Source organism: Aquitalea sp. ASV11 (assembly GCF_016429185.1).
Taxonomy (GTDB): Bacteria; Pseudomonadota; Gammaproteobacteria; order Burkholderiales; family Chromobacteriaceae; genus Aquitalea; species Aquitalea pelogenes.
In genome coordinates this window covers 1-24,635 of the sequence record NZ_JAELUD010000017.1, presented here as the reverse complement: position 1 = coordinate 24,635, position 24,635 = coordinate 1, and the positions used below count along the sequence as shown (strand labels likewise).

Here is a 24,635-nt window from a genome sequence, read left to right as displayed (position 1 = left end):
GAATGGTCAGGACTTGTTTTTACGGCTAGCCAGCCAGGATTCAAACTCGAAGTCGGCACCGGTGGCCTTGTTTTCCAGAAAGTAAACAAAAGCCAGGATTTCGGCCACCGCGCGGTAAAGCTCTTCCGGAATGTGGCGGTCCAGATCCACCTGCATCAACAGGGAAACCAGTTCCGGGGAGTCGTGCACAAACACGCCGGCATCCTTGGCACGGTCGATGATGCGCTCGGCCAGCTGGCCATAGCCCTTGGCCACCACGGTCGGCGAGCGCTGACCTTCCCGGTAAGCCAGCGCAACCGCTGATTTGCGGCCTTCTTCAGTCTTGGGTGACTGTGCCATTTTTCACCACCAGGTTGGCCAGGGTCAGCCCGGCTGCCGCCATGCCGGTTTGCAATTGCTCGGCATGTTGCTGGATCAACCCGCTGGCTTCGTCTTCCTCGGCCACAAAGGAAACCTGCACATTCTGTCCCACCAGGCGCACTCGCGCCGCTACACCACCCAGGGCTGGCAGCTTGAGCGACAGGGAGGTACTCCACACCCCGACTTCATCCGCCCCCAGGCTGCCGGTACGTTCGTTGGTGTGTTCCTGTTGTATTTGCAGCTGCATGGGCTGGCCAGGCCAGGCATAGCCATTCAGTTGCAGTTGCTGGTTTTCCACGATGTCCAGCTGGCGTTGCACCAGATTGGCCAGTTCGGGCGCCACCGTGCGCGGGCTCAGGCTGCTGGCACTGGCGGTGTTACTGCGGCTGTCGTGGCTGGCCAGATCCTCATTGAGCTTGCTGAGCAAGCGCGATTGCGGTTCCTGCTGCACCTGTGACAGGTTATGCCTCCCGTCCAGCCATTCCTTGAGGTGCGATTCATAAAACAGGCCACTCTGGCTGACATTGTTCTTGAGGGTTTCTGCCGTCTGGGCCGGTTGCTGTTTGGCAACATCCAGACTCAGATCGGTGGCAGGCAGTCCGGGCTTGCTGGTCTGCAGCATGCCGGTGAGGTATTTGGATGCCGGACTGAGCTGCACTTCAACCGAGCCGTCCTGTGCTGCCTCGCTTGTTTGCTCCTGCAAGGCAAAGCTGAGGGTCGGGGCCAGCGTGGCCACCTTGAGCGACAGGTTGTTGCCGCTTACCGTCATGCCCTGCGGCACGATCAGGTTGAACAGGCTGTTCTTGATCAGTACCGACAGCTGCTGGCCATTATCCTTGCTGTCCACCACCTGGGCACTGACCTGCTCGCCCAGCATCAGCGGGGGGAGTTTGGCAGGTACAACACTGGCATCCAGCAGTGCCCGTCCGCCCTCCAGCAGCAGGCGTACCGAAGAGACCGTTTGCGGCGCAAGGGTTCCTGTAGCAGCGGTGGTGGGCAGGGATGGAATCATGAGGTGGAATTGTTTCGGTAGAGGGAAATGATCAACTCGGCCTCACTGCGTGAAATGCCACACTGGCTGGCTACCTCGGAGGCCGGAATGCCTTGCTTGATCATCTCGATAGCCTGGTTGTAAGGACTGAGGCTGGCAGGCTCGCTGCGCGAATGCTGTTCCAGCCGCGCCATCAGGCGTGACAAATCGCGCTGCAAGGTGCTGATTTGCTGCTGCTGCTGATCCAGATACATGGCCGTCAGGCTATCGCGACGGTTTTCCAGCAACTGCAAGCGCCAATACAGATAGCCGCAGACTGTGCACAAACCCAGCAACAAGACCACGACGATATAGAAAAAGAGCGAACCGGACATGATAGGACCCCTCACGCAGCACTTTTTCTAAGTGTATGGTGAAACCGGCCGTAACCCAAGCCGCTCATTACGATGTATAGGTCTTGAGCAATCGGCTGTTCTGACTGACTGTCTGCATTTCCTCCCGCATCTGCGCAATCCACTCGCTGATGCGTTGCTGCACGACCTGACGCTGGGCAATGACCTGTTCCAGTTGCAGCTTTTCAGACTGGGCAAGCTGGGTCAGATCGCTGCGGGAAGGCATGAAGGCAGCCAGTTCGGCTTCTTGCTGTTCGGCCAGACGAATCACCAGCTCGAAATCGCGTGCATCACAGGCTGCCAGCGCTTGTGACAGCGTTTGCAACATGGTGCCGATTTGCTCAGACCGGGTCTGCGTGTGCATGTCCTGGGTTCCGTGTGGCATCAGTAGGCATTACTGGCCGCACCTGCGGACATGCCGGAACGATTCAGCTCTTGCCAGGCCGGCAGGATGGTTTCCAGCAGCCGGCGGACTTCGGCCAGGATTTCCAGGTCATTCTTGAGGTTGGCAATGCTCAGACGCTGCTTCATGTAGATGTACAGGTCGTTCAGATTATTGGCGGCATCGCTGCCTTGCTGCAAATCCAGCGACTCGCGCAGGCCATCAATGATGTCGATGGTTTTGGAAACCAGGCGCGCCTTTTCATCATAACGCTGGGCTTCAATGGCATAACCCGCCTGGTTGATGGCCTTGATGGCACCTTCATAGAGCAATACCACCAGGCCCACCGGGCTGGCACCGTAAACGGCAGCTTTCAGGGCATCGTCTTCATATGCCTTGTTGAACTGCTTGAGCATTTTGGAGTTCAGCATGTTTATTTACCGTTCTAAGCTGTCCTAGGCCAGCAGGTTGGCCAGATTGCTGGTCGATTGCTGCATTTTCGACAATACGGCGTTCAACGCTGTGTATTGCTGGGTATACATGGTCTGGCGTGCCGACAATTTGGCACTCAGACTGGTTTGCAAACTGGTTTCCGACGTAATCAGGCTGTTGATGGATGACTTGCTGGTTTCAATCACCCCCTTGGGGCCCAGCAAGTCATTCACCGCAGCGCTGAGCCGATCACCAAAACCGGTACTGCTGCTGTTACCGAACAGGTTGGCCACCGCAGTAGGATTGGCACTGAGCGCCTTGTTAAAGGCTGTCTGGTCCAGCTTGAGCGTGCCATCCTTCTGGATGGAAATACCGGCCTGCGACAAGTAGGCGTAGGATGTCGTGGCATCCACGCCCGGCACCGGAGTGCTGAGAATGCTGGTGAGCTTTTGCTGGATGGCCAGCACCGAGGCATTGGCCTTCAGACTGCCGGAACGTGCAGAGTCTACCGCAGATTTCACCTGATTGTAGGCGTCGACAAAACTTTGCAGCGAACTGGTGATGCCACTGCTGTCCGAGGTCATGGTAATGGTGGACTGACCCAGTTTGGTGATGTCCACATTGGCACCGGAGATGACATTGGTCAGGTGGTTGCTGCCCGAGGATACACTGACCCCGTTGACGGTAAGCAAGGCATCGGATGCTGCGGCAGATTCGCTGGCCGCTGTGGTGCTTTGCGTCAGGCCAAGCAAGGTGGAACCGGACGTGCTACCCGAATCGGTCCCGCCGGCGCTGATGGTGAAGGCATTGTCACTGCCGGAATTGGTCGAAGCCAGTACCAGCTTGTACTGGCCATTGTTCTGTACCACCGAGGCACTGACACCGGCACCACTCTGGTTGATACGGTCGGAAATGGACTGCAGGCTGACAGTGTCACTGGCGTTGGGCGTCAGGTTGATGACGGTATCCTTGCCGGCTATCGTGAGCGTCAAGGAAGTTGGTGCACCGGCCAGCGTGGCCTTGGGGTCGGTAATGGCACTGCCGCCAAACTGGTCGAACACCAGTTGGCGCGACTTGGCCAGCTGTGTCACGTTCAAGGCATAGCTGCCGGCCGTACCACCACTTGTGGTGGTGACACTGGCAATGCTGGTATCGGTGGAACTGGCTTTGAATTGCTGCAGGAAGGCACCGGTGGACATCTTGCCAGACACGGACTGCAGGTTGGACAAGGCCGAGCTGATCTGACCGATCGAACTCAGTTGGGTATTGTATTTGCTGGAGCGCTGCTGGCTGGCTTGCAAAGGCTGCTGCTCAATGGTCATCAGCTGGCTGACGATAGACTGGACATCCAGCGTGCCGACACTAGTCGTGATTGAAGCCATCTGGCATTACCTCCCTTGCATGCGAGCGCTGCCGGACTCAGGCCTTGTCCTTGAGCAGCAAGCCCTTGAAATCGTCAATCGCCTTGGCAATGCGGATTGCATCTTCAGACGGGATCTGCCTGATGACCTGATGCGTCTCCTGATCCACCACCTTGACGACCTGGATGTTGGTTTCCTTGTCGACCGAGAACTCCAGCTGGCTGGAATACAGCTTGGCCACATCGTTCAGTTGCTTGACTGAATTCTGCAATTCCAGTGGATCCGGCTTTTTCTGCTGAGTTCCGTCATTGGTGGCATTTTGTGCCTGGCTCTGGCCTACGGCAACTACGCCACCCGGGGTATTGGGTGTGACCGAGCTGGCGGTGGCATCAGCCGTGTTGCCCTGAGTCAGCTGGTTTTGCTGACGCGCCGTCGGCGTAGCCGTCAGCGGAAGGACAGGGTTGTTCGTAGATGATATTTGCATGGCAACGACTCCCGGACAAACGGCCCCGGTCAGCATGCTGACCGAGGCCGGCTCTTCAGCTTAGGCTATTACTGTAGCTTACTGCAGCAGAGTCAGAGCGGACTGGGACAGGGAGTTAGCCTGTTTCAGGATGGAAGTACCGGCCTGTTGCAGAATCTGGTTCTTGGTCAGGTTGGCAGTTTCCGACGCGAAGTCCACGTCCACGATACGGCTGTTGGCTGCTGTCAGGTTGGTTACGTAGTTTTGCAGGTTGGCAACCACAGCATCAAAACGGTTTTGTACGGCACCGAAGGTGGAACGGATGTTCGATACGGTACCGATGTCAGCGTCCAGAGCCGACAGCTGGGCCTGGGCACCGGTCTGGCTCAACACGTTGATGGTCGCGCTGTTGGTCAGCGAAGAGTTGTACGAGGACAACTGGGTGGTCAGGTCAGATGCCGATACCGATACGGTGTTGTCGGTCGAACCGGACGAACCCACCTGGAAAGTCAGCGTGTTACCACCAGACAGCAGCGAGGTGCCGTTGAACTGGGTGGTTTGTACGATACGCGAAATTTCCTGGGTCAGCTGGTCAACTTCTTTTTGCAGCTGCGAACGGTTGGTGTCGCTAACCGAGCCGTTGGCGGACTGGGTGGCGATTTCACGGATACGTTGCAGGTTGTTGGCAATCTGACCCAGCGCGCCTTCAGCCGTCTGGCCTACGGAAATACCGTCGTTGGCGTTACGGATGGCCTGGTTGTTACCGCGAATGGCGGAGGTCAGGGTCTGGGAAATGGCCAGACCGGCAGCATCATCCTTGGCACTGTTTACGCGCAGACCGGAGGACAGGCGTTGCAAGGACAAATTCAGCGAGGTGCTGGAGTTGCTCAGGTTGTTCTGCGCGGTGAGCGACGCAATATTGGTGTTGACGGTAAGTGCCATGATGATTCTCCTTAGAGCATTCGGGGGGGCGACTGTGTGGGCCTTGACTAGTTATCGGCCCCCCGTTGGCAAACTTTAGTACCGGGATGATTATTTTTTTACATCTTGCCCGGAAAGTGCCTGCTGCCAGTCATCCAGGTGATCCTCGATCCAGTAATGCCGGTCCACCCAGGCTCGCAGGGCATCTCCTTCCCGATAGGCGCTATCCAGATCATGCACACGGCTGCGGATGGCCTCCACCCACGCCTCGGTGGTGTTGGGCACGCGGCACACCGGTGCGTCATTGGTGCGATACGGATAGATATCGGTGCAGATGACCGGCCAGCGCATCACGCCATACTCCAGCAAGCGCAGATTGCTCTTGGACTCGTTGAACGGGTTGACTTCCAGCGGTGCAATGGCCAGGTCCAGATTCAGGCTGGCCATCTTTTCCGGGTATTCCTGGAAAGAAACACAAGGGTGTTCTTCCGCGATGTATGGCCGCATTTCCGGCAGACACATGCCCATGAACACCCATTCGACTTCATCTGCCGTTTGCTTGACCACATCAATGATCAGCGACAGGTCGCCCTGATGCTGCTGGGCCCCCACCCAGCCTACCCGTGGCTTTTTCCCTTGGCCGCGCAATGAAGACACCTTGCCCCACATATGCCGTGCCAGACGGTTAGGCACCACGCGGATATCTGCAATCATGTCGCGGCAGGCGTCGGCCAGTGGCTCGGTAGACACCACCAGGGTGTCAAAATGCTTGAGCATGGCACGCAGACGCGGGCGGGCATCAGGCATGGTCTTGCGCCATACCCGGTTGAGAATGCTCTTCTCCGGCAGTGCGCCTACCAGGTCATCCAGACCGAATACCAGACGCAGGTCCGGCATGAATTCACGGTATTGCTTCACGGCATGCAAAATGCCATCGGTCAGCATGGTGTGAATCAGCAAGGCGTCCGGGTTGAAACGTGCCATCTCCACCACCGATAGCAGCGGCGCGGCACCTTTCTCGGGCGAGATCATGGCGACATCCAGCCGCCCGCCTTCTTGCAGGGCATGGAAGGGCAAGGAAACCCGGTACTCGCCGCTGCCACCCGGAATGGGCAAGCCCAGCACTTTGTAGCGGCCAGACTGGTGCGGCAGCCAGTTCACATCCCGTGTCGGCTCGAACGCCATGTCCTTGGTACGGAAAGTCAGGTGTCGATTGTAGGCCGGGTCACGCGCCAGCTGTGGCAGCCAGCGCTTGAGCACCACGGCCAGTTCCTGTTGCTCGCGCACGGCGGCAGCCAGGGCAACCGCAGGCTCATAAGTGAGCTTGCCGATACTCTTGGCATGGTGGTGCACCATGGTGATATAGGGTGTGAACACGTTCAGCAAGCCCTGCTGTTGCAGCTTGAGGCAGAAGTCCACATCGTTGAACAGCACGGTGAGCTGCTCGGCATCAAAGCCGCCGACTGCCTGGTATTTCTCGCGCGAGACCATCAGGCAGGCAGCGGTGACGGCGGAGTAATTCTGCTCGGTCAGCAGGCGATTCATATAGCCCGGCGTGTCCAGCTCCGACTTTTCAAACACGTGGTCGGCCACCGACAGCACACCTCCGGGCAAGCCCAGCACAATACCGGCATGCTGGATGCTGCCGCTTTCCGGATACACCAGCCGGATGCCCACGGCCCCCACTTCCGGACGCTGGGCAATGCCTATCATCCGCTCCAGCCATTCCGGCTGGATGATTTCGGTGTCGTTATTGAGCAGGACAATGTATTCGCCACGCGCCTGTTCCACCCCCAGATTGCACTGGGCGGAGAAATTGAAGGGCTGCGGATAATCGATGATGCGGACCTGCTCCGGGTAATCCTGCTGCAAGTCCTGGTAGAAGCGGAAGGTATCCGGGTCTTGCGAGCCATTGTCGACGATCAGCAATTCGAAATGACGATAGCCGGTGCGGGCAAACAGGCTTTCCACGCATGGCTGCAGGTATTCCATCTTGTCCCGGGTGGGGATGATGACAGAGACCAGCGGCGTGCCGCTGACCCGGTATTCCACATGCAGGGTGTTGTCGGCATAGCCGTTGACCACACTGGCAGCAATCCCCAGACGCTGCAGGTGATTTTCCAGTGCCACCTGGCGCGCGGCCTCGCGCTGATGCTGCACACCCAAGGGTTCGGCTGGGAGGTGCATCAGTACTTCGTCGATATGCTGCACCACGTTCAGGCCGAAGTTCTCGGCCAGACGCAGCAGATGGTTCCAGCTTTCGCAAGCCGGGTAGGGTTCGAAACCGCCCAGACTGGCCAGCCCCTGATAGGACAGCGCCACGGCGGCACCGACATAATCCTGCGCCCGCAGGTAATCCAGCGAGAAGTCCGGCTTCAGTTGCGGCAGCACGCGGCACTCAGGCTGGGTATAGCTGTCATGGTCGGTGTAAATGGCCAGTGCTTGCGGCTGGGCGTGGATGGTGTCACCCATGCGCAAGAACAGCTGTGGGGCGGGCATGGCGCCGGCCGGCAGCAGCATTACCCAGTCAGCCGGCACTTCGCCCAGCAAGCCGTTGAGCGCCATGGTGAACAACTGCGGGTCATCCAGCGTGTCCAGCTGCAGCCAGCCCAGGGTGTCGTTCTGGCTGAAAATGGGGTCCGGCATGTCCCAGTCGGCGATGACAATCAGCTTCCAGTTTTTGTACAGCTGCTGTTGCAGGGCATCGATGGTATTGGCCAGCAGCTCGGCTTCGCTGGCGCGGATGGTCATCAGCATCAGGAACTGCGGCCGCTGCTGCCACTGCATCAACATGCGTTCGGCCATCATTTCGGCGTCGATTTCACGCAGCTGATGCAATTTGTCCCAGTTTTGCCAGGCGCGATAGGTATTGGGCCACATCAGTTGCAGGCGCTGGCTTTCCACCACGCCATGCTGATCGGGATGATAGCCAGCCAGGGGTTCGAGCAAGGGCGTGGGCAACACTTCGCGCAGCAGGTCCACCCAGCGGTAGGCCTGGCTTTCCAGTGTGGCGTAGCGCAGCAGGTACTCTTGCGAGGCTTGTTGCAGCTTGCGCCGGTGCTCGGCGTCATCAATCAGCCGTGACAGCGCTGCATCCCAGCTGGCGGTATCGTTGCCAACCACTTCGGCCAGCCCCAGTGCCTTGGCCTCGCGATACGCCGGTACGTCACTGAGCACACAGGCGGCACCAACTGCGGTGTACTCCAGCCATTTGAGGTCCGACTTGGACTCGTTGAACACGGTGTCTTCCAGCGGTGCGATACCGATGTCGATTTCCAGCCGGTTCAGTTCCTTCATGTATTCGACATAGGTGACCGACTTGCCGACCACCTTGACGTTGGCCGCCCCCTCCAGGCCGTGCAGGCTGCACCCCCAGAATACAAACTGCACCAGATGGGCGTATTTCTGCTGGATGTTGAGCAAGGCCTGGCCGATGACCTTCATGTCGTCGGCGTGGGTGGATGTGCCGGCAAAACCGATGGTAATGGGTGCATCCGGCCCCTTGGGGCTGCGTTGCAGGCTGGCGTAACGGCTGACCGACAAGGCATTCGGAATGAGGTGGACATTCGGGTTCAGCTCACGCAGCCGTACCGCCAGCGGTTCGGTGCTGGCGCTGACTGCGGCAAACAGGTGCAGTTTGTCACGCCAGAAACGCAGCAGGCCATAAGGGTCGAATTCGTAGAACTGGCGGTGCGAGGCCGGCATACCGGGCAACCAGTCGTCCGCTTCGAAAATCATGGTTTTGCCGCTGGCAAAACACTTGTTGAGAAAATCGATGTTGCGTTCGCTCAGAATACCGCGCTGGATGATGAAGACATCGGCCCATTGCACCATGGTGTCGATGTCAAACTCCTCCCGACGGCAGGCATAGGCCGAGTTGCCCGGGAAGTAGGCGGTATCAATCCACGGTGACAGCAGCGTGAAGGCATCGTGCAGGCGCAGGCGCATGCAGGCACCATCCAGGAAGTCACCGGACAGGACCCCTACCCGCAAACGCTGCCTGGGCAAGGCCGGCGCTTCTGGCATGAGCGTGGGTGCGGGCAACTGGCGCTCGGTTCGGCCGGATTTCCCAATGGCCAACTGGACTGCAACATTGGCATAGGACTTGGCCTGCACCCGTCCCTGGGTGCTGGTGATGAAGTCTTGTAATTCGCGCAGGAAATCCTGGTGAAGGGCGTCGTAATGGGCACGCACCTTGTGTACCGTCGCCTTGGCATGGGCAATGGCTTCCGGGCTGTCGCCCCAGGCCACGCCATCGTCACCCAGATAGCTGTGCAAGGGTTTATCCAGCATCAGCGGATTGGGCAGATACACCACCGGGCAGCCACACAGCAGCGCCTCGAAGCAACCGGTGGAGTGCTCGTAGGTGTAAAACAGCTCGGCCTGGCGATACAGCTCGGCCAATTCTTTGGGGCTGCGAATCTTGCCGCGGAAGGAGATTTCAGTGGCATCAGCCACCACGTCACCAGGTATGCCGCCCTTTTCCAGAAAGCGATGCAGCCACACCAGCTTGCCATGGCGCTGGCCAACGCCATCGGCGTTGTATACCCGGGTATCAATCAGCGGCACTTGCAGCAAGGTAGCGGACCAGCCATCCGGCACGATGTCCCAGCCGTGGGTATACACCATGTCACTGGCCGCCCAGCCCAGCTTGTCCAGCGGCGTGTTAGACAGCCGACCGGGATAATTCAGCAGGTAGCGCACCACATGACGGGCCTGCAGCGGGTTGCCACGGATGATTTCCGGATAGATGACCACCGGCTCGCGCCCGGCTTCACGATGCGCCTGATAGATTTCCTGTGTCAGCACCTGTGTATTCAGGCCATGGCTGGCATCCTGGTGCATGACATAGGCGTCCTGCCCTGCTTCGTTCAGCCAATGGCACAAATGGTAGAGCGCACGCACACCGCCGGAGGTTTCACGGTACGGTGGCGCATAGATGTAATAGGGTGCGTTGGCGTGTTGAACAGTTGCGGACAGGGTTTGAGACATACAGGCCTCGAAAGGAAATGGGTGTGAACGACTTACGCACGTGCGAGATAGAAATCCTGGATCGCCAGGCAGACTCGCCGGACTTGCGCCATGGTCATCTCGGAATACAGGGGCAGGCGCAGCAGCTGGCCAGCCATTGTGTTGGTTACCGGTAATGCGCCGCTGGTACGGGCAAAGCGTTGTCCGGCAGGAGAGTCATGCAAGGGGACGTAGTGAAATACGGCGGCGATGTTTGCTTGCTGCAAATGCCGGATCAGCGCGGTACGCTCTTCCATGCTGCTGCACAACAGGTAAAAGATGTGGCCGTTTTCCGGGCGATTGCCCGGTGACAGCGGCAGCCGGAACAAACCGCGGGCGGCCAGCGGCTCCAGCAGGCTCAGGTATTTGCCGTACAGCGCGCGGCGGTGGGCATTGATGCGCTTGGCCTGCTCCAGCTGGGCATACAGGAAGGCCGCACTCAATTCGCTGGGCAGAAAGGAGGAACCGATGTCCACCCAGGTATATTTGTCTACTTCTCCACGGAAGAATGCCTTGCGGTTGGTACCCTTTTGCCAGATCACTTCTGCCCGGTCGATCAAGGCCGGGTTATTGATCAGCAATGCCCCGCCCTCGCCACAAATGATGTTCTTGGTTTCATGAAAGCTCAGGCAGCCCAGATCCCCGATGGTCCCGAGCGAACGTCCTTCGGACTGAGCCAGAATGGCCTGAGCCGCATCTTCAATCAGTAGCAAACCATGGCGCTGGCAGATGTCCTTGAGGGCCTCCATGGCGCAAGGCTGGCCGGCGTAGTGCACGGCAACAACGGCCTTGGTACGCGGGGTAATGGCGGCCTCGACCAGGGTTTCATCCAGATTGAGGGTATCGGGCCGGATGTCGATGAATACCGGGATACCACCGCGCAGCACAAAAGCATTGGCAGTGGACACAAAGGTGAAGGACGGCATGATGACTTCATCACCCGGGCCGATATCGGCCAGGATGGCCGCCATCTCCAGCGCAGCAGTGCAGGAATGGGTCAGCAGGGCCTTGGGCGTGCCCAGATGCTCCTCCAGCCAATGCTGGCATTTGCGACTGTAAACACCGTCCCCGGCGATGGAACTGCTCATCACCGCCTGTGCGATGTAAAACAGCTCTTTGCCAACAATAAAAGGTTTGCCAAAAGGTATACGCGGAAGCGTCATGCCGCTACTTTCTGGAATAGTCCAAATAATTTGTAACCCAGCATTGCTTGATGAACATCATCAACTGTCAGTGCTTGCGGATCAGCCAGACGCTGATGCGTCAATTGCTGCCAGGCATCGGCTATCTTTGCGTCGGGATAAGCTTTTACCCGGTCCAGCTCGCTGATATATGTTTCCAGAAAGTGCATTTCAAACCCTGCCGCCTGCATCATGTCAGTCAAGGTCTCTGCTTCGAAATAGCTCCAGTGACCATGACAGATATTATTGTTACGGCTGCCTTCCATGGTAATCAGCAAGCTGCGGAAGTTGGGAACCTGTACCACGAGCCAAGCGCCCGGACGCATGTCCTGCGCCAGCCGCGCCAAAAATGCCAGCGGGTCTGGCAAATGCTCCAGCACGTCCAGCATCAATACTGCGTCATAGTTTGTCCAGCCTGAGGGCAGCAGGCAAGGATATTCGCCACAAATGGCGTCCAGCCCCTGTTGCTGGCAGTAGGCAACGGCTGCCGGGTTGATTTCCACACCATGTGCAATCCAGCCAGCCGCTTTGGCAGCGCGTAGCAGTGCACCTGTTGAAGAACCGATGTCCAGCAATTTGCCCCGCTTCACCATACTATCAAGTCGCTGCACCACGTAGCGTGCTTTTTCTTGCTCCAACGCGGCGTAATGTGGATCGATTTTCAATGCAAGATTGGCATCAGAAGCCTGGCTGGCCTGGTAACGCTGTCTGTCGAAATTGCTGTTGATGACATCCCGGCTGTAGACCAGCCGGCACCGTGCACAACGGAGCAAATGCATGCCATGCGCTTGCAACAGCAGGCTTGCACTAGCAGACGGTGCCTGACACCGGGGACAATCGCGCACAAAACTGGCACCTGGCAAAAACTGTCCTTGCTCATCCAGCAAGCTGCTGAACGCCTCATGCTCTGCCTGACGCAAGGCGGTATTTGATGGGGCCAGTGCAGCGCGAAATCCAGGCTTCAACGCCGCATCGAAACTGTTTTTGTCCACGAAAACTCCCAGGGTGAAGAGCAGGATCAGCCATTACCATCCAGCCGATCGATTCTAGTGCTGATACCGTGCCAGCAGGGTGGCCATTTCATCCAGCGTCAGGCCACTGAGCGCCTGGGCGGTGATGTCCTCAAAGCAGCTGAAACGCTCTTCGACCGCCATCAGGAAACCCACCACGCTGAAGGAGTCGATCTGTTCGAACAGGGGCAGGTCTGCTTGCAGATCAGTCTTGCCTTCGGCACGCAGGTAATCGCTTATCCAGTTGCGTATTTCTTCCATCTGTCTTTTTCCTTGCAAGCACAGCAGACCGGTCTGCTGGCTCAGGGTAGTTGTACCGAGCGGATGCCCATGCTGACATAGCGCCCGCCATCAGCCACCTGGTCCTTGATCACACAGCCCACTCCGATGGAGCAATGACGCCCGACCACGGCACCGGGGAGGATGACGCACTGCGCACCAAAGATGGTGTGCGCGCCGATCAGCACATCGCCTTCCACCTTGTTGCGCGCGCCATCTGCCTGCTGCTGGTAGTCGTCGCTCTTGGTGAAAACGCTAACATGGGTGGAGAAACCGACGCCCTCCTCCAGCACGATGCGCCCTCCGGTGCCGCCCAGAAAGCAGAATGGGGAAATATGGGTACGCGGGCCGATGTCCACCCGGCCGGTGAGGATGGCAAAGTCGTCGATGCGCGCACCATCGCCGATATGGCCGTCAATGACATAAAACACGGCACGGCGTGATACCCGCACGCCTTCGCCTACGGTATGAAAGCCAATGGCCAGCAGTTCTTCGCGACTGAGCAATTCCATGGGCAGGCTTAGATGAACAGGTCGAAATCGGACACGCTATCCACCACCTCACCGGCGGCCATGCGTTCGAGCAGCAGGTTGGATTCGTGGCGGATGCAATGGAAGGTGCAGTGACGCGCCGGGTCCACCCGGTTCATCACCGTCTTGCGCCGATCGCCCTGCCACAGCTCTTCCAGCGACACCTTGGCAATGTCGCCAATGCGCATGTTGAGGTTGCCGCGATGATAAGGGCAAACATAGGCACCACTTGGGGTGATGACGGTGCGCAGCTCGGCGGTCAGGCAGCGGTTGTAGGGCTTGATCTGGGTGCCTACCCCGCGCAGGGCTTCTTCCAGCGTGAATGGCGCGATGATCTTGAAATTGTCATCTGCCAGTTCGTGAATGGCCTTGAGGTTGCGATTGACCAGATCCACCACCGACAAATCCTGCTGCTGCAGGAAGTGCATCATGTCGAATGCGGGTTTGACTTCGAAATAGTCGCAACCGATGTCCTTGGCCAGCTGCGCGGCTTTTTCGATGTCGACCGCATTGGTACGGTGCAGGCTGCCGTCCGGATTAAACTTGGATAACAACAGGAAGGAATAACCCAGCAGACCCTTCTTGCTGGCGGCCATCTGCCGCATGTTGTCGATCACCAGATTGAACTGCGACTTGCCGCTGGCATGGGGGCGGAATTCGGCAAACACCTCTTCGCTGCCGGCATCCACCGACACCCGCAACCAGCTGGTCATGTTGATGCACTGGTCCATGTAGCGTGGCATCAGGGTGCCGTTGGTGGTGACCCCCACCTTGATGCCTGCCTGATAGAGTGACTCCACCAGCGCACCGAATTTGGGATGTGCCATCGGCTCACCGCCGCCAATCAATACCACGGCACGCACGCCGTGCTGGGCGAATTCCTCAGCCAGCCGCAGCAGGCGTTCGTTATCGATACCACCCTGGTTGAGCAAATTGGCACTGATGCAGTCATGGCAAGCCAGATTGCACGCCGTCGTGGGGTCCAGCTCCACCACAAACGGTGCGCTATTGCTTTTGTTCCACAGGAATTTGTTGATGAACTCCTGTACCGACTCCTGTTTCAGCTTTTCGACCAGCGAAAGCGGACGGGATATCTGACCCATGGACTCACTCCTTGATGACCCGCTGTGCTGGCTTGCAGCCCGCTCACACCGGGTAAATGTCCCCCGTGCATGGCACGCGGGATGTTTGTTCAGTAAATGATGGCAGCCTTGGGCAGGGAGTAGGTATCCAGCGCCCGGATGCCCCCTTCGCGCCCTACGCCGGAATCGGCAAAACCGCCTACCGGTAACTCCGGCAGCCAGAATTCCGGATCGGCATTGACCCAGATCCGTCCGACACGTAACTGCCGGACCGCCTGCAAGGCCGTGCTGCTTGCCGCCGTCCAGACATAGACGGCCAGCCCATACTGGTTATCGGCAACAATGGCATTAAATTGACTGGCAGCGACACGACAAATGGTGATGACCGGGCCGAACAGCTCCTGCTGACGCAACAGTGAGTCCTGTGCAACGTGGTCGATCAGTACCGGCCCCAGGTAATGACCGGGACCATCCAGCCGGGAGCCGGGCAAGGCCACGCCCCCCTGTGCCAGACCGGCTTGCACCAGCGCCTGAATGCGCTGCTTGTGTGCCAGGGTGATCATGGGCTGCAATCCCTCGGGCACGGCATCGCCGCTGCTGGCTGGAAAACGACGCTGCAAGGCCTGCTGCAGCTGGCTGACAAATTCATCGGCCACTGCCGGGTCCACCAGCACATGGGTGCCGGCAATGCAGGCTTGTCCGCCATTGCGCAAAGCGCCGGCAATCACGCCGTCCGCGGCAGCGGCCAGATCGGCATCGGGATACACCAGCACCTGGTTGTTGCCGCCCAATTCAGCCGTGACACGCTTGCCGCAACTGGCTGCGGACGTTTCGATGGCGCGGCCGGTGGCGGTGGAGCCGACAAAGGCAATCATGTCGACTGCCGGGTGACGGGTGAGTGCCTGACCGGCTTCCTTGCCCACGCCGTACACCACCTGCACTACATCGGCAGGAAACAAGGGGTTCTGCTGCAAATGGGCGACCAGCAGGGCCAGCGAGCCGACCGCCAGTTCACTGGGCTTGAGAATGACGCAGCAACCGGCAGCCAGTGCAAAGGGCATGCGCTCGGCGGTGGTGATCAGCGGGTAATTCCACGGCACAATCAGCCCCACCACCCCCATCGGCTCGCGCAGTGTCAGGGCCAGTCCGCTACCGGTGGCACTGCCCAGGGTTTCGGTATGCTCCACACGCGCCAGGGCGGCGGCATATTCCCACAGTCCGGCAGCACCGCTCACCTCGCCACGGGCGGTGGCCAGCGACTTGCCGGTATCGGCCGCTTCGGCGGTGGCAAAGTCTTCCATGTGTTCGCGCAGGTGGCGGGCAACACTGAGCAGGGCCTCGCTACGCCTGGCGGCAGGCAGGGTACGCCAGTGCTGGAAAAAGGCCTGCCGGGCACGCTGGCATATCTGGTCAATCTGCGTGGCATCGGTGCAGGCATGGCGTGCAACAGCAGTGCCGGTACGCGGGTCGTGAGTCAACAGCATTTGTGTCATTGCACCGCCTGATAGCTGATCAGCCGCTTGATGGGCTTGCCCGAAGCGGTACGCGGAATGCTGTCCACCGCCCGCACCTGATCCGGCCGCTGCACCTGTGGCAGCGCGCCATTGAACAGACGAATCAGTGCATCACGAATGGCTTCGGCATTGCCATCGGCGCGCGGAATGAAAAACACATCGTAGGTTTCACCCCAGAACAGGTCCGGCTTGCCCACTGCATAACATTCTTCGCACAGGCCCGCCGCATGGACCATGTCTTCGATTTCGGACAAGTTGATCAGCTCGCCGCCTTTCTTGATGGAGTCCTTGCGACGGCCGGAGACAAACAGTTCATTGGCTTCCAGATGGCCCAGGTCCCCGGTACGGAAAGGCTGACTGCGATCGAAGGGTTCGATATGCCCCTCCGCGCCCAGATAGCCCAGCGCCATGTAAGGCGACTGCACCAGCAGTTCGCCATCTGCTGCGCAGTCGATGCTGACCGTGACCCCCGCCATGACCTGCCCCACCGAGAAAGGAGCACTCTGGCCGTGACCGATGGTAAACGAGCCACCCAGTTCGGTAATGCCGAAGCAAGGGCGGATTTCCACACCACACACCTTAAGAAACTCGTCCTTGATGGCCGGATAAAGAATGGAGCTGGTGGAAATCACACTGGCGCGCTGCAAGGGTGCCAGATCGGCCTTGAAGAATTTGTAGGTCTTGCTCAAGGAAGCGGCCATGGTGGGCGACAGATACAGATAGTCTGGCTGATGACGCGCGACATCTTCCCAGAACCCGCCCATGGACTTGGCACTGAAGCGCGGGCAGACCGCGATGCAGCCACCGGTCATCAAAGGGCAGGCAAACAGGTTGAACAGACCGGCGTTATAGAACATCGGCCAGTTATGCAGGGTAATCTGCCCCGGCTGCTGTCCCACCGCACTGGCAAATGCCCCCGCAGCGGCAAAGAAATTGCCCAGCGATTGCACAATGCCTTTGGGCGCACCCGTGGTACCGGAGGAAAACACCACCAGGAATGGCTGGTCCATATCCCCCTGTGCCACGCAGTCCGGCAGACTGTTGTCCAGTGAATAGGCCAGCTGGTCGTAGGAGGTGATGCTCATCGCAGCACTGACCACCTGGCGGGTCTTGTTAAGCTGGGCGACGGTAATGTCCGGGTCCACCGGGCAGGCAGTCATGCCACCCAGCGCCAGCGCCAGCATCAGCTCCAGATACTCTGGCCGGTTTTCCAGCCCGATGACGATACGGTCGCCATGGCGGGCACCTTGCTGCACCAGGTGGTTCAGCAGGCGGATGGCCCGGTCAAGAAACTCACCATAGCTGACACTGACGCCGTCATGCAGAATCAGCGGCTGCTCGCGCCGCGGCGCGAAAATGGCATCAAAGAAATCATATCGAACCGAAGACATTACCTTCTCCATATCTAGGCCATGCCAGCAAAGCCGGGCCGGGCTCAGGCCGGGGTATTGGCAGACAACAAGGCCAGCAGCACGGCAGTGACATCATTCATGCCGGCTTCGGCCGTGGCCGGGTCGAAATTCACCGTGGCACTGCCGCCCTTGCCTGCCGCCCAGTTCACCACCAGGCACAGATGGACATAAGGCAGGTTCATTTCACGGGCGAGGCAGGCCTCCGGCATGCCGGTCATGCCGACAATATCGGCACCATCCCGCTCCAACCTGAGGATTTCCGCTGCGGTTTCCAGTCGCGGGCCCTGGGTGCAGGCATACACGCCCTGATTCACCGCCGGTTTGCCGGTAGCATTGACGGCGGCGATCAGCTTGCCGCGCAGCGCATCATCGTAAGGATTGCTGAAGTCGACATGCACCACCGGCCGCTCCGGGCCATCAAAAAAGGTGTGCTTGCGGCCCCAGCTGTAGTCGATGATGTTGTCCGGCACCACCAGGGTGCCCGGCCCCATGTCGGCGCGGATACCACCGACCGAACCGATGGACAGGATGCCCTTGACGCCCTGGTTGTGCAGCGCCCAGATATTAGCGCGGTAATTGATTTCGTGCGGGGCCAGCGAGTGACCGTGACCGTGACGGGCAATGAACACCACGTTTTGCTGGCCGATATGGCCGAATGTCAGTGCGCAGGACGGGTCGCCATAGGGTGTGCGCACCACCTGGCGGTGGGTTACTTCCAGTAAGGGCAGCTTGGCCAGGCCGCTGCCTCCGATGATGGCCAACATAGTCGGTCCCCCCTTGTAATGACATGGCGTCAATGCAAACGCCATGCAGCTTGGTTTTTACCGCATTATGGCTGAATCAGACGGGGGGATAAATTGCTTTATCCCCGGACAGGGCAATCCGGGAGTGATTTGCCGGAGGAAAACCATCAGCCCGGCAGATGGCATCAAGCGGCTGCAGCCGCTTAATCAGCGCGCAACAGCAGCCAGGCCGCCACCGCGACAATCAGCAAGGCAATGGCCTTGCCAACCCATGCCGTCCAGTGCTGGCCGGTTTCCAGGCAAGCATCGGCCGGATTGGCCGGGTTGTAATACACCCGCACCTGTGCGCCTGCCGGATAGCGCGCCAGAATGGCCGCCACTTCCTGCTGGCTGCGGCTGTAGCCGGGATTGGGAAAGCGGCGGTTGCCGGACTGGTAGGTTTTACCCTGCACCTGATACTCATAACGCAGCTGCGGGAAATATTCCCAGGTATTGTCGCGATCGCCGCCGGCATTCACCTGCCGTTGCTCCAGCCGGCTTTCCTGCACGGTACCAACGGCACTGGGCCAACTGGCCGACGCATCGCCCTTGGCACCCAGCCACCACAAATAAGCGAAGGCAGCCAGCCCGGCCAGCAACATCAGGCCTTGCAGCAGTTTCTCAACCATGGGCACTGGCCCTAAGCCGCCTTACATGGCGCCAGCGTTGCAACAAGCGGTCGCACAAGGCCCAGCCGAACAGGGTGCTGAGCGCCGCCAGAATGAAACGGCCACTGCCGATGCTGCTGTCGCCCTCGCGGATCAGCACCGAGCGCGCCGGTTCTTGCGGGTTGTAATACACCACCACGGCCTTGCCGGTGGGAAAGCGCCGTGTCAGGTCTTCGGCACTGCTGTGATCGCCGGGCAAGGCAGTGGCAACCGCATACAGCTGGTCGCCGTGATAGACCTCGCCATTCACGGTATAGAGGTACTGCACGTAAGGCTCCCAGCGGGTCTGGTCCGGATGCCCTTCCGGGCTGCTGACCATGATGCGGCTGGATTCCACATGACCGGGAGCAGCCTGCCAGTGCCGTACGGCCTGGGCCGGGTCCAGCAGCAGGTTGATGAGGCCCATCAGGCTGAGCAGGAATGCCAGCATCAGGATGGAAGTTTGCCAACGCGGGGAAAGATGCATGATGGACAGGTTCAGACGGCCGTACCGTGACTTTCAAACCAGGTGGTGAGAATGGCCTGGGCGGCAACCTGGTCCAGCGCCGGTTTCTGCTTGCGGCCACGCACGCCGGCCTCGGCCAGCATGGATTCGGCAATCACCGAGGTCAGCCGCTCGTCCACCAGCCATACCGGCAGGCCAAAGCGCCCTTTGAGCCGGTTGGCAAAGCGCCGTGCCAGCTGGGTCATCTGGTGTTCGGTATCGTCCTGATGCATGGGCAGGCCCACCACCAGCTGGGCGGGATGCCATTCGTCGATCAGCTTGCCGATGGCAGCAAAGCGCGCGTCGGTGATCTCGGTATCAATGGTAAGCAGCGGATGGGCAATGCCCAGCATGGTTTCGCCCATGGCCACACCGATACGACGTTCGCCAAAATCAAAAGCCAGTACCGTTCCCTCAGGCATGGCCGACATCTCCGGACAGCAGGGACGGGTCGAAGCCCAGCAAGGCCATGGCGGCGTCGTAACGCGACTCGGCGGGAAGGTCGAACAGGATGTCCGGATCGGCCTTGACGGTGAGCCAGCTGTTGTCGCTGATTTCCTGCTCCAGCTGCCCGGCCGACCAGCCGGCATAACCCAGGGTCAGCAACATGCGCTGCGGGCCACGCCCTTCGGACACGGCAATCAGCACATCCTTGGAGGTAGTGAGCGCCAGGTCGTCCTTCACCACCAGGCTGGACTGCCAATGGCCCGCCGGAGCATGCAGCACAAAGCCGCGATCCGGCTGTACCGGGCCGCCAAAGAACACCGACTCGCCGCGCAAGGGGTCAATCTCCAGCGGCAGGTCGATCTGGTCGAACAACTGCGCCATGGCAATGCCCGAGGGCTTGTTGACAATCAGGCCCATCGCCCCGTGGTCGCCATGCTCGCACAGGTACACCAGCGAGCGGGCAAACAGCGGGTCGGCCATATTGGGCATGGCAATCAGAAAGTGATCGGTGAGCGATAACGGTTCCATGAGGGCATTATGGCACAACACATCTGACAAAAGTTCTGCCAAGCCACAACAGCATCCGCACCCTTGTCTTGCAGCAAAAGCAAACAAAAGCCGCCACCCTGATAAAATGCCGCGGTTGCTTCTTAATTCTTGCGAGAACGCCTTGCGCCTCACCCACGTCAAACTGTCCGGCTTCAAGTCATTTGTCGATCCCACCAGCATTCCGGTCCCCGGCCAGCTGGTAGCCGTGATCGGCCCCAATGGCTGTGGCAAATCCAATGTGATTGACGCGGTGCGCTGGGTGCTGGGCGAATCCAGCGCCAAGCAGCTGCGCGGCGAGTCGATGCAGGACGTGATTTTCAACGGTTCCTCTACCCGCAAACCGGTCAGCCGTGCCTCGGTGGAACTGGTATTCGACAATGCAGATGGCCAGCTCACCGGGCCGTGGGGGCAATATGCCGAAGTCGCCATCAAGCGCGTACTGACCCGCCAGGGCGAATCCAGCTACTACATCAACAACCAGCAGGTGCGCCGCCGCGACATTACCGACCTGTTCCTCGGCACCGGCGTGGGTGCACGTGGCTATGCGGTGATCGAACAAGGCATGATCTCGCGCATCATCGAAGCGCGGCCAGAAGAACTGCGTGCCTATCTGGAGGAAGCCGCCGGGGTGTCCAAATACAAGGAACGCCGCCGCGAGACCGAACACCGCATTGCCGATACCCGCGCCAATCTGGAGCGTATCGAAGACCTGCGTCAGGAGCTGGAACGTCAGGTAGAGCGACTGAGCGAGCAGGCTGAAGTAGCCGCCCAGTACCACGACCTGCGCGGCACCCTCACCCATAAACAAAACCTGCTGGCGCTGGCGCGGCGCGAAGAAGCCGGCCGCAACGAAGCCCATGCCCGCGCCGAACTGTCGCGCATCGAAACCGAAGAAGCCGCCATGGAAGCGGCACTCACCCATCTGGACACCGAGCTGGAAACCGTGCGCGAAAGCCACTACGCCGCCAGCGACGCGGTGCACGAAGCCCAGCAGCAACTGTTTGAAGCCAATGCCGCGCTGGCTAGGCTGGAAGAACAACAACGCCATCGTCAGCAAAACCAGGTACGGGTAGAACGTGAACTGGCCAGCGCCCGTAACGAACGCCAGCAACTGGCAGAAAGCCGCCAGCAGGCCGCCATGGAGCTGGACGACTGGCTACCACGGCGCGAAGAAGCGCAAATGCGGCTGGAAGAAGCCCAGATGGCACTGGAAGACGGCGCCGACCTGCTGCCCAGCGCAGAAGCCGAATTCCGCGCCAAGGACCAGCTGCAAGCGCAAATGCTGGCACAGCAAGCCAACCTCACCCGCGAACGCGATCTGGCCCGGCAAAAGGGCGAACACCAGCGCCGCACGCTGGAACAGCTGGCCAGCCGCCAGCAAGCCCTGCAACGCGAGCTGACCGAACTGAACCTGCCCGACCAGGACCAGCAAGCCGCCGCCCAGGCCGAAGTCGAGCGCGCCCGTGCCGCACTGGACGCCGTGCGCGCCCGCGTGGTGGCCGATGAAGCCAAGCTGGCCGACCTGGCTGCCGAGCGCGAAAAGCTGGATGAACAACTCGCACAGCAACGCGCCGAACTGGCGCGCGCCGAAGCCGAAGTCGCCGCGCTGGCCGCCGTGTTGGCACGCGAAGCTGCCGGAGAAAAACTGGGCGACTGGCTGCACGAGCAAGGCCTGGCCGATGTCCCGCAGCTGTGGCAGGCAGTACAGGTTGCGCCACAGTGGCAAACCGCGCTGGAAGCAGTGCTGGGCGAACGGCTCAATGCCCGTGCCGCCTCCAGCCAGCACATTCCCCCCGCCGCCCTGACGCTGGTGGATGGTCAGGCCGCTCCCTTGCACAGCCCGGCTCAGGACTGGCCGCGGCTGCTGGATCAACTGACCGCCAGCGCACCCTTTGACGCCGCACTGCAAGACTGGCTGGCAGGCGTCTACCTGGCCGATGACCTGGCACAGGCCATCAGCCGTCGTGGCCAGCTGCGCGCCGGCGAATGCCTGCTCACCCCGCAGGGCCATCGGATCAGCGCCAGCAGCGTGTGCTTTTACAGTGCCGCCAGTGGCAGCGGACTGATGGAGCGCAAGCAGCAGCTGGAAGCCGCCCAGGCTCGCCAGCAGCAACTGCAACCGGATATCGACCGACTGCAGAAGCGCCGCGAGTCGCTGCAAAGCATGAACGGCATGCTGGCCGAGGCAGTACGCGCACAAAAAGGTGCACTCACCCGGCTGGAAGCCGAACTCAACGCGGTGACGCTGGAACACGTCAAGCTGGATCAGGCTGCACGGCAAGGTGCTGCGCGCCTGTCCTTCATCCATGCCGAGCAACAACGCTTGCAGGAAGAACGCCTGCAGGCCCAGCTGGACATCGAAGAAAGCGAACTGCAGGGCGAAGAAGCCACCATGACGCTGGAGGAGCTGGCGGTGCAGCTGGAGGAAGTACGGCTGGACCGGCTGAATGCCGAAACCGGCCTGCAACTGGCGCGCAACAAAACCCGCGATGCCGAACGCCAGCTGCATGAAATCCGCCTGGAACTGCACACCGCCGAACAAAAGACCGCCGAACTGGCCCGCCGCGCCCGCGAACTGGACGAGCGCGACCAGCAACTGGCCGAGCGGCTGGAAACACTGGCCGAAGAAGCCGAAGTGGTGGAAGAAACCGTGCCGGAAGAGGCCATGCAACAGGCCATCGAACTGCGTACCCGGCACGAGGCCGCTCTCGCTGCCACCCGCGACCGGCTGAACGGCCTGACCGAGCAACTGCGCCAGCTCACCCAGCGCCAGCACGATACCAATGCCGCGCTGCCAGCCCTGCGCGAGGCGCGCTCCGACTGGCTGCTCAAGCATCAGGAAGCGCGGCTGGCGATGGAACGCTTTGCCGAAGAACTGAAGGAAGCCCAGGCAGATGAAGCCGCCTTGCTGGCCGACCTGACCGACGCCATCAAGCCCAATGCGCTGGCGGCGGAAATCGCCCGCCTGGCCCGTGCACTGGAAGGGCTGGGCGCGGTCAACCTGGCGGCACTGGAAGAGCTGGAAGAAGCACGCAAGCGCGGCGAATACCTGGCCAACCAGGCCGAGGACCTGAACCAGGCCATGGCCACGCTGGAAGAAGCCATCCAGAAGATCGACGGCGAAACCCGCCAGATGCTGCAAGGCACCTACGAAGCAGTCAACGCCAAGATGCGCGAGTTCTTCCCCACCCTGTTTGGCGGTGGCCGTGCCGAGCTGGTACTCACCGGTGAGGATTTGCTGGACGCCGGGGTGCAAATCATCGCCCAGCCGCCGGGCAAGAAAAACAGCACCATCCACCTGCTGTCCGGTGGTGAAAAAGCGCTGACCGCCATGAGCCTGGTGTTCTCGCTGTTCTCGCTCAATCCGGCACCGTTCTGCCTGCTGGACGAGGTGGATGCACCACTGGACGACGCCAACACCAGCCGTTTTTGCGATCTGGTCAAGCAAATGTCGGAACGCACCCAGTTCCTCTATATTTCCCACAACCGCCTCACCATGGAAATGGCCGAGCAACTGGTGGGGGTGACCATGCAGGAACAGGGGGTCAGCCGCATCGTGGCAGTGGATATCGTGGAAGCCCTGAAGATGCGCGAAATTGCATGACGCATCTACGCAAGTTTCAGCGTAGCCCGGTTGATGCATCGCAATTTATCCTCTGACTGTCACGCTCATACTGCGCGACTTGCGTTGCAACGACGCGCCTTTTGACTTCTGCGAGACCTCTGGCATGACCGTCAGCATCAAGCGCTGGGAGCCGGAAAACATCATTTTCTGGCTGACCCGTGGCCGCAGGATTGCCAACCGCAATCTGCTGCTTTCCACCCTCGCCCTGCATCTGAACTTCAACGTCTGGATGATGTGGAGCATTGTCGTCAGCAATCTGCCGGCAGTGGGCTTTGCCATGACCGGTCAGCAGCAGTTTCTGCTGGTATCCATCCCCCCCCTGGTGGGTGCCATCATGCGCCTGTTTTATGCCTGCATCTGGAGCTGGGTGGGCGGCGGCACCTGGCTGGGCATTTCCACCCTGTTCCTGCTGATTCCGGCGCTTGGCGTCGGCTGGCTGGTACAGGACATCAGTGCGCCCTTTCCGCTGCTATTGCTGGTGGCGGCCTGCTGCGGCATTGGCGGTGCGGCGTCCTCGTCCCACTTGTCCAACACCAGCTTTTTCTTCCCCAAATCGTCCAAGGGTTTTGCCATGGGGCTGAATGCCGGCATGGGCAATCTTGGCGTGTCGGTGGTGCAGATCGTGGTGCCGCTGGTGATCAGCGTGCCACTGTTCGGCAGTCTGGCCGGCGATGCGCAAATCTGGGGCCGTGGCGCACAGGTGCACCCGGTGTGGCTGCAAAATGCAGGCTATATCTGGATTCTGCCGATTCTGCTGATG

The 24,635-nt window shown here is 60.0% G+C and carries 22 protein-coding genes and 1 pseudogene; 2 read left to right on the top strand and 21 right to left on the bottom strand.

The window, feature by feature from the left end; translation table 11 throughout:
• Window positions 1-6: 6 nt before the first annotated feature.
• The 21 genes from JHD62_RS07950 to JHD62_RS07850 all read right to left on the bottom strand — a co-directional run bounded on the left by JHD62_RS07950 (window position 7) and on the right by JHD62_RS07850 (window position 20,229).
• On the bottom strand, window positions 7-339 hold the full coding sequence (locus JHD62_RS07950) for an EscU/YscU/HrcU family type III secretion system export apparatus switch protein (protein WP_178971217.1): 333 nt from the start codon (window positions 337-339) through the stop codon (window positions 7-9).
• Window positions 317-1,372: a flagellar hook-length control protein FliK gene (locus JHD62_RS07945; RefSeq protein ID WP_199102446.1), complete on the bottom strand. Its 1,056-nt coding sequence runs from the start codon at window positions 1,370-1,372 to the stop codon at window positions 317-319. Before JHD62_RS07945 ends, JHD62_RS07950 begins: the two co-directional genes overlap by 23 nt.
• A complete protein-coding gene (locus JHD62_RS07940; RefSeq protein ID WP_199102445.1) occupies window positions 1,369-1,725 on the bottom strand; it encodes a DUF2802 domain-containing protein in 357 nt (118 codons plus the stop codon). The genes JHD62_RS07945 and JHD62_RS07940 overlap by 4 nt, the downstream gene beginning before the upstream one ends.
• 67 nt (window positions 1,726-1,792) lie before the next feature.
• On the bottom strand, window positions 1,793-2,107 hold the full coding sequence (locus JHD62_RS07935) for a hypothetical protein (RefSeq protein ID WP_199102444.1): 315 nt from the start codon (window positions 2,105-2,107) through the stop codon (window positions 1,793-1,795).
• 20 nt (window positions 2,108-2,127) lie between these two features.
• The gene (gene fliS / locus JHD62_RS07930) at window positions 2,128-2,556 is read right to left on the bottom strand and encodes a flagellar export chaperone FliS (protein ID WP_062786496.1); all 429 of its coding nucleotides are present in this window, start codon (window positions 2,554-2,556) and stop codon (window positions 2,128-2,130) included.
• A gap of 24 nt (window positions 2,557-2,580) precedes the next feature.
• A complete protein-coding gene (fliD, locus tag JHD62_RS07925; protein WP_199102443.1) occupies window positions 2,581-3,939 on the bottom strand; it encodes a flagellar filament capping protein FliD in 1,359 nt (452 codons plus the stop codon).
• Window positions 3,940-3,976: 37 nt separating this feature from the next.
• Window positions 3,977-4,402 carry a flagellar protein FlaG gene (locus JHD62_RS07920; protein WP_062786502.1) on the bottom strand — a complete coding sequence of 142 codons (426 nt, stop codon included), beginning with the start codon at window positions 4,400-4,402 and terminating at the stop codon, window positions 3,977-3,979.
• 78 nt (window positions 4,403-4,480) lie between these two features.
• Window positions 4,481-5,323 carry a flagellin gene (locus JHD62_RS07915; RefSeq protein WP_199102442.1) on the bottom strand — a complete coding sequence of 281 codons (843 nt, stop codon included), beginning with the start codon at window positions 5,321-5,323 and terminating at the stop codon, window positions 4,481-4,483.
• Between the two features lie 90 nt (window positions 5,324-5,413).
• Complete coding sequence (locus JHD62_RS07910) at window positions 5,414-10,294, bottom strand: glycosyltransferase (RefSeq protein ID WP_199102441.1); 4,881 nt, start codon at window positions 10,292-10,294, stop codon at window positions 5,414-5,416.
• 32 nt (window positions 10,295-10,326) lie between these two features.
• Complete coding sequence (gene rffA, locus JHD62_RS07905; protein ID WP_199102440.1) at window positions 10,327-11,475, bottom strand: dTDP-4-amino-4,6-dideoxygalactose transaminase; 1,149 nt, start codon at window positions 11,473-11,475, stop codon at window positions 10,327-10,329.
• Complete coding sequence (locus JHD62_RS07900) at window positions 11,472-12,485, bottom strand: class I SAM-dependent methyltransferase (RefSeq protein WP_199102439.1); 1,014 nt, start codon at window positions 12,483-12,485, stop codon at window positions 11,472-11,474. Before JHD62_RS07900 ends, rffA begins: the two co-directional genes overlap by 4 nt.
• Window positions 12,486-12,539: 54 nt before the next feature.
• Window positions 12,540-12,764 (bottom strand): hypothetical protein, encoded by a 225-nt coding sequence (locus JHD62_RS07895; protein ID WP_045846804.1) that lies wholly within the window; start codon window positions 12,762-12,764, stop codon window positions 12,540-12,542.
• Window positions 12,765-12,805: 41 nt separating this feature from the next.
• On the bottom strand, window positions 12,806-13,294 hold the full coding sequence (locus JHD62_RS07890) for an acyltransferase (protein ID WP_199102438.1): 489 nt from the start codon (window positions 13,292-13,294) through the stop codon (window positions 12,806-12,808).
• Between the two features lie 8 nt (window positions 13,295-13,302).
• Window positions 13,303-14,415 carry a radical SAM protein gene (locus JHD62_RS07885; protein ID WP_045846802.1) on the bottom strand — a complete coding sequence of 371 codons (1,113 nt, stop codon included), beginning with the start codon at window positions 14,413-14,415 and terminating at the stop codon, window positions 13,303-13,305.
• Between the two features lie 89 nt (window positions 14,416-14,504).
• Window positions 14,505-15,887, bottom strand: coding sequence for an aldehyde dehydrogenase (locus tag JHD62_RS07880; RefSeq protein ID WP_199102437.1), 1,383 nt, complete (start codon window positions 15,885-15,887; stop codon window positions 14,505-14,507).
• Window positions 15,884-17,299 (bottom strand): class I adenylate-forming enzyme family protein, encoded by a 1,416-nt coding sequence (locus tag JHD62_RS07875; protein ID WP_199102436.1) that lies wholly within the window; start codon window positions 17,297-17,299, stop codon window positions 15,884-15,886. Before JHD62_RS07875 ends, JHD62_RS07880 begins: the two co-directional genes overlap by 4 nt.
• A gap of 44 nt (window positions 17,300-17,343) precedes the next feature.
• A complete protein-coding gene (locus JHD62_RS07870) occupies window positions 17,344-18,084 on the bottom strand; it encodes an S-methyl-5'-thioinosine phosphorylase (RefSeq protein WP_199102435.1) in 741 nt (246 codons plus the stop codon).
• Between the two features lie 182 nt (window positions 18,085-18,266).
• Complete coding sequence (locus JHD62_RS07865) at window positions 18,267-18,731, bottom strand: DUF3592 domain-containing protein (protein ID WP_199102434.1); 465 nt, start codon at window positions 18,729-18,731, stop codon at window positions 18,267-18,269.
• Window positions 18,724-19,236, bottom strand: coding sequence for a DUF3592 domain-containing protein (locus tag JHD62_RS07860; protein ID WP_199102433.1), 513 nt, complete (start codon window positions 19,234-19,236; stop codon window positions 18,724-18,726). Before JHD62_RS07860 ends, JHD62_RS07865 begins: the two co-directional genes overlap by 8 nt.
• Before the next feature lie 11 nt (window positions 19,237-19,247).
• Window positions 19,248-19,685 carry a Holliday junction resolvase RuvX gene (gene ruvX, locus JHD62_RS07855; protein WP_199102432.1) on the bottom strand — a complete coding sequence of 146 codons (438 nt, stop codon included), beginning with the start codon at window positions 19,683-19,685 and terminating at the stop codon, window positions 19,248-19,250.
• Window positions 19,669-20,229: a YqgE/AlgH family protein gene (locus JHD62_RS07850; RefSeq protein WP_045846824.1), complete on the bottom strand. Its 561-nt coding sequence runs from the start codon at window positions 20,227-20,229 to the stop codon at window positions 19,669-19,671. Before JHD62_RS07850 ends, ruvX begins: the two co-directional genes overlap by 17 nt.
• A 142-nt stretch (window positions 20,230-20,371) precedes the next feature.
• Between JHD62_RS07850 and smc the strand changes: the two genes are divergently transcribed.
• Together smc and JHD62_RS07840 are read left to right on the top strand one after the other, a co-directional pair.
• Window positions 20,372-23,854 (top strand): chromosome segregation protein SMC, encoded by a 3,483-nt coding sequence (gene smc / locus JHD62_RS07845; RefSeq protein ID WP_199102431.1) that lies wholly within the window; start codon window positions 20,372-20,374, stop codon window positions 23,852-23,854.
• A 124-nt stretch (window positions 23,855-23,978) separates the two neighbouring features.
• Window positions 23,979-24,635, top strand: a pseudogene (locus JHD62_RS07840) (nitrite extrusion protein); the annotation flags it as partial.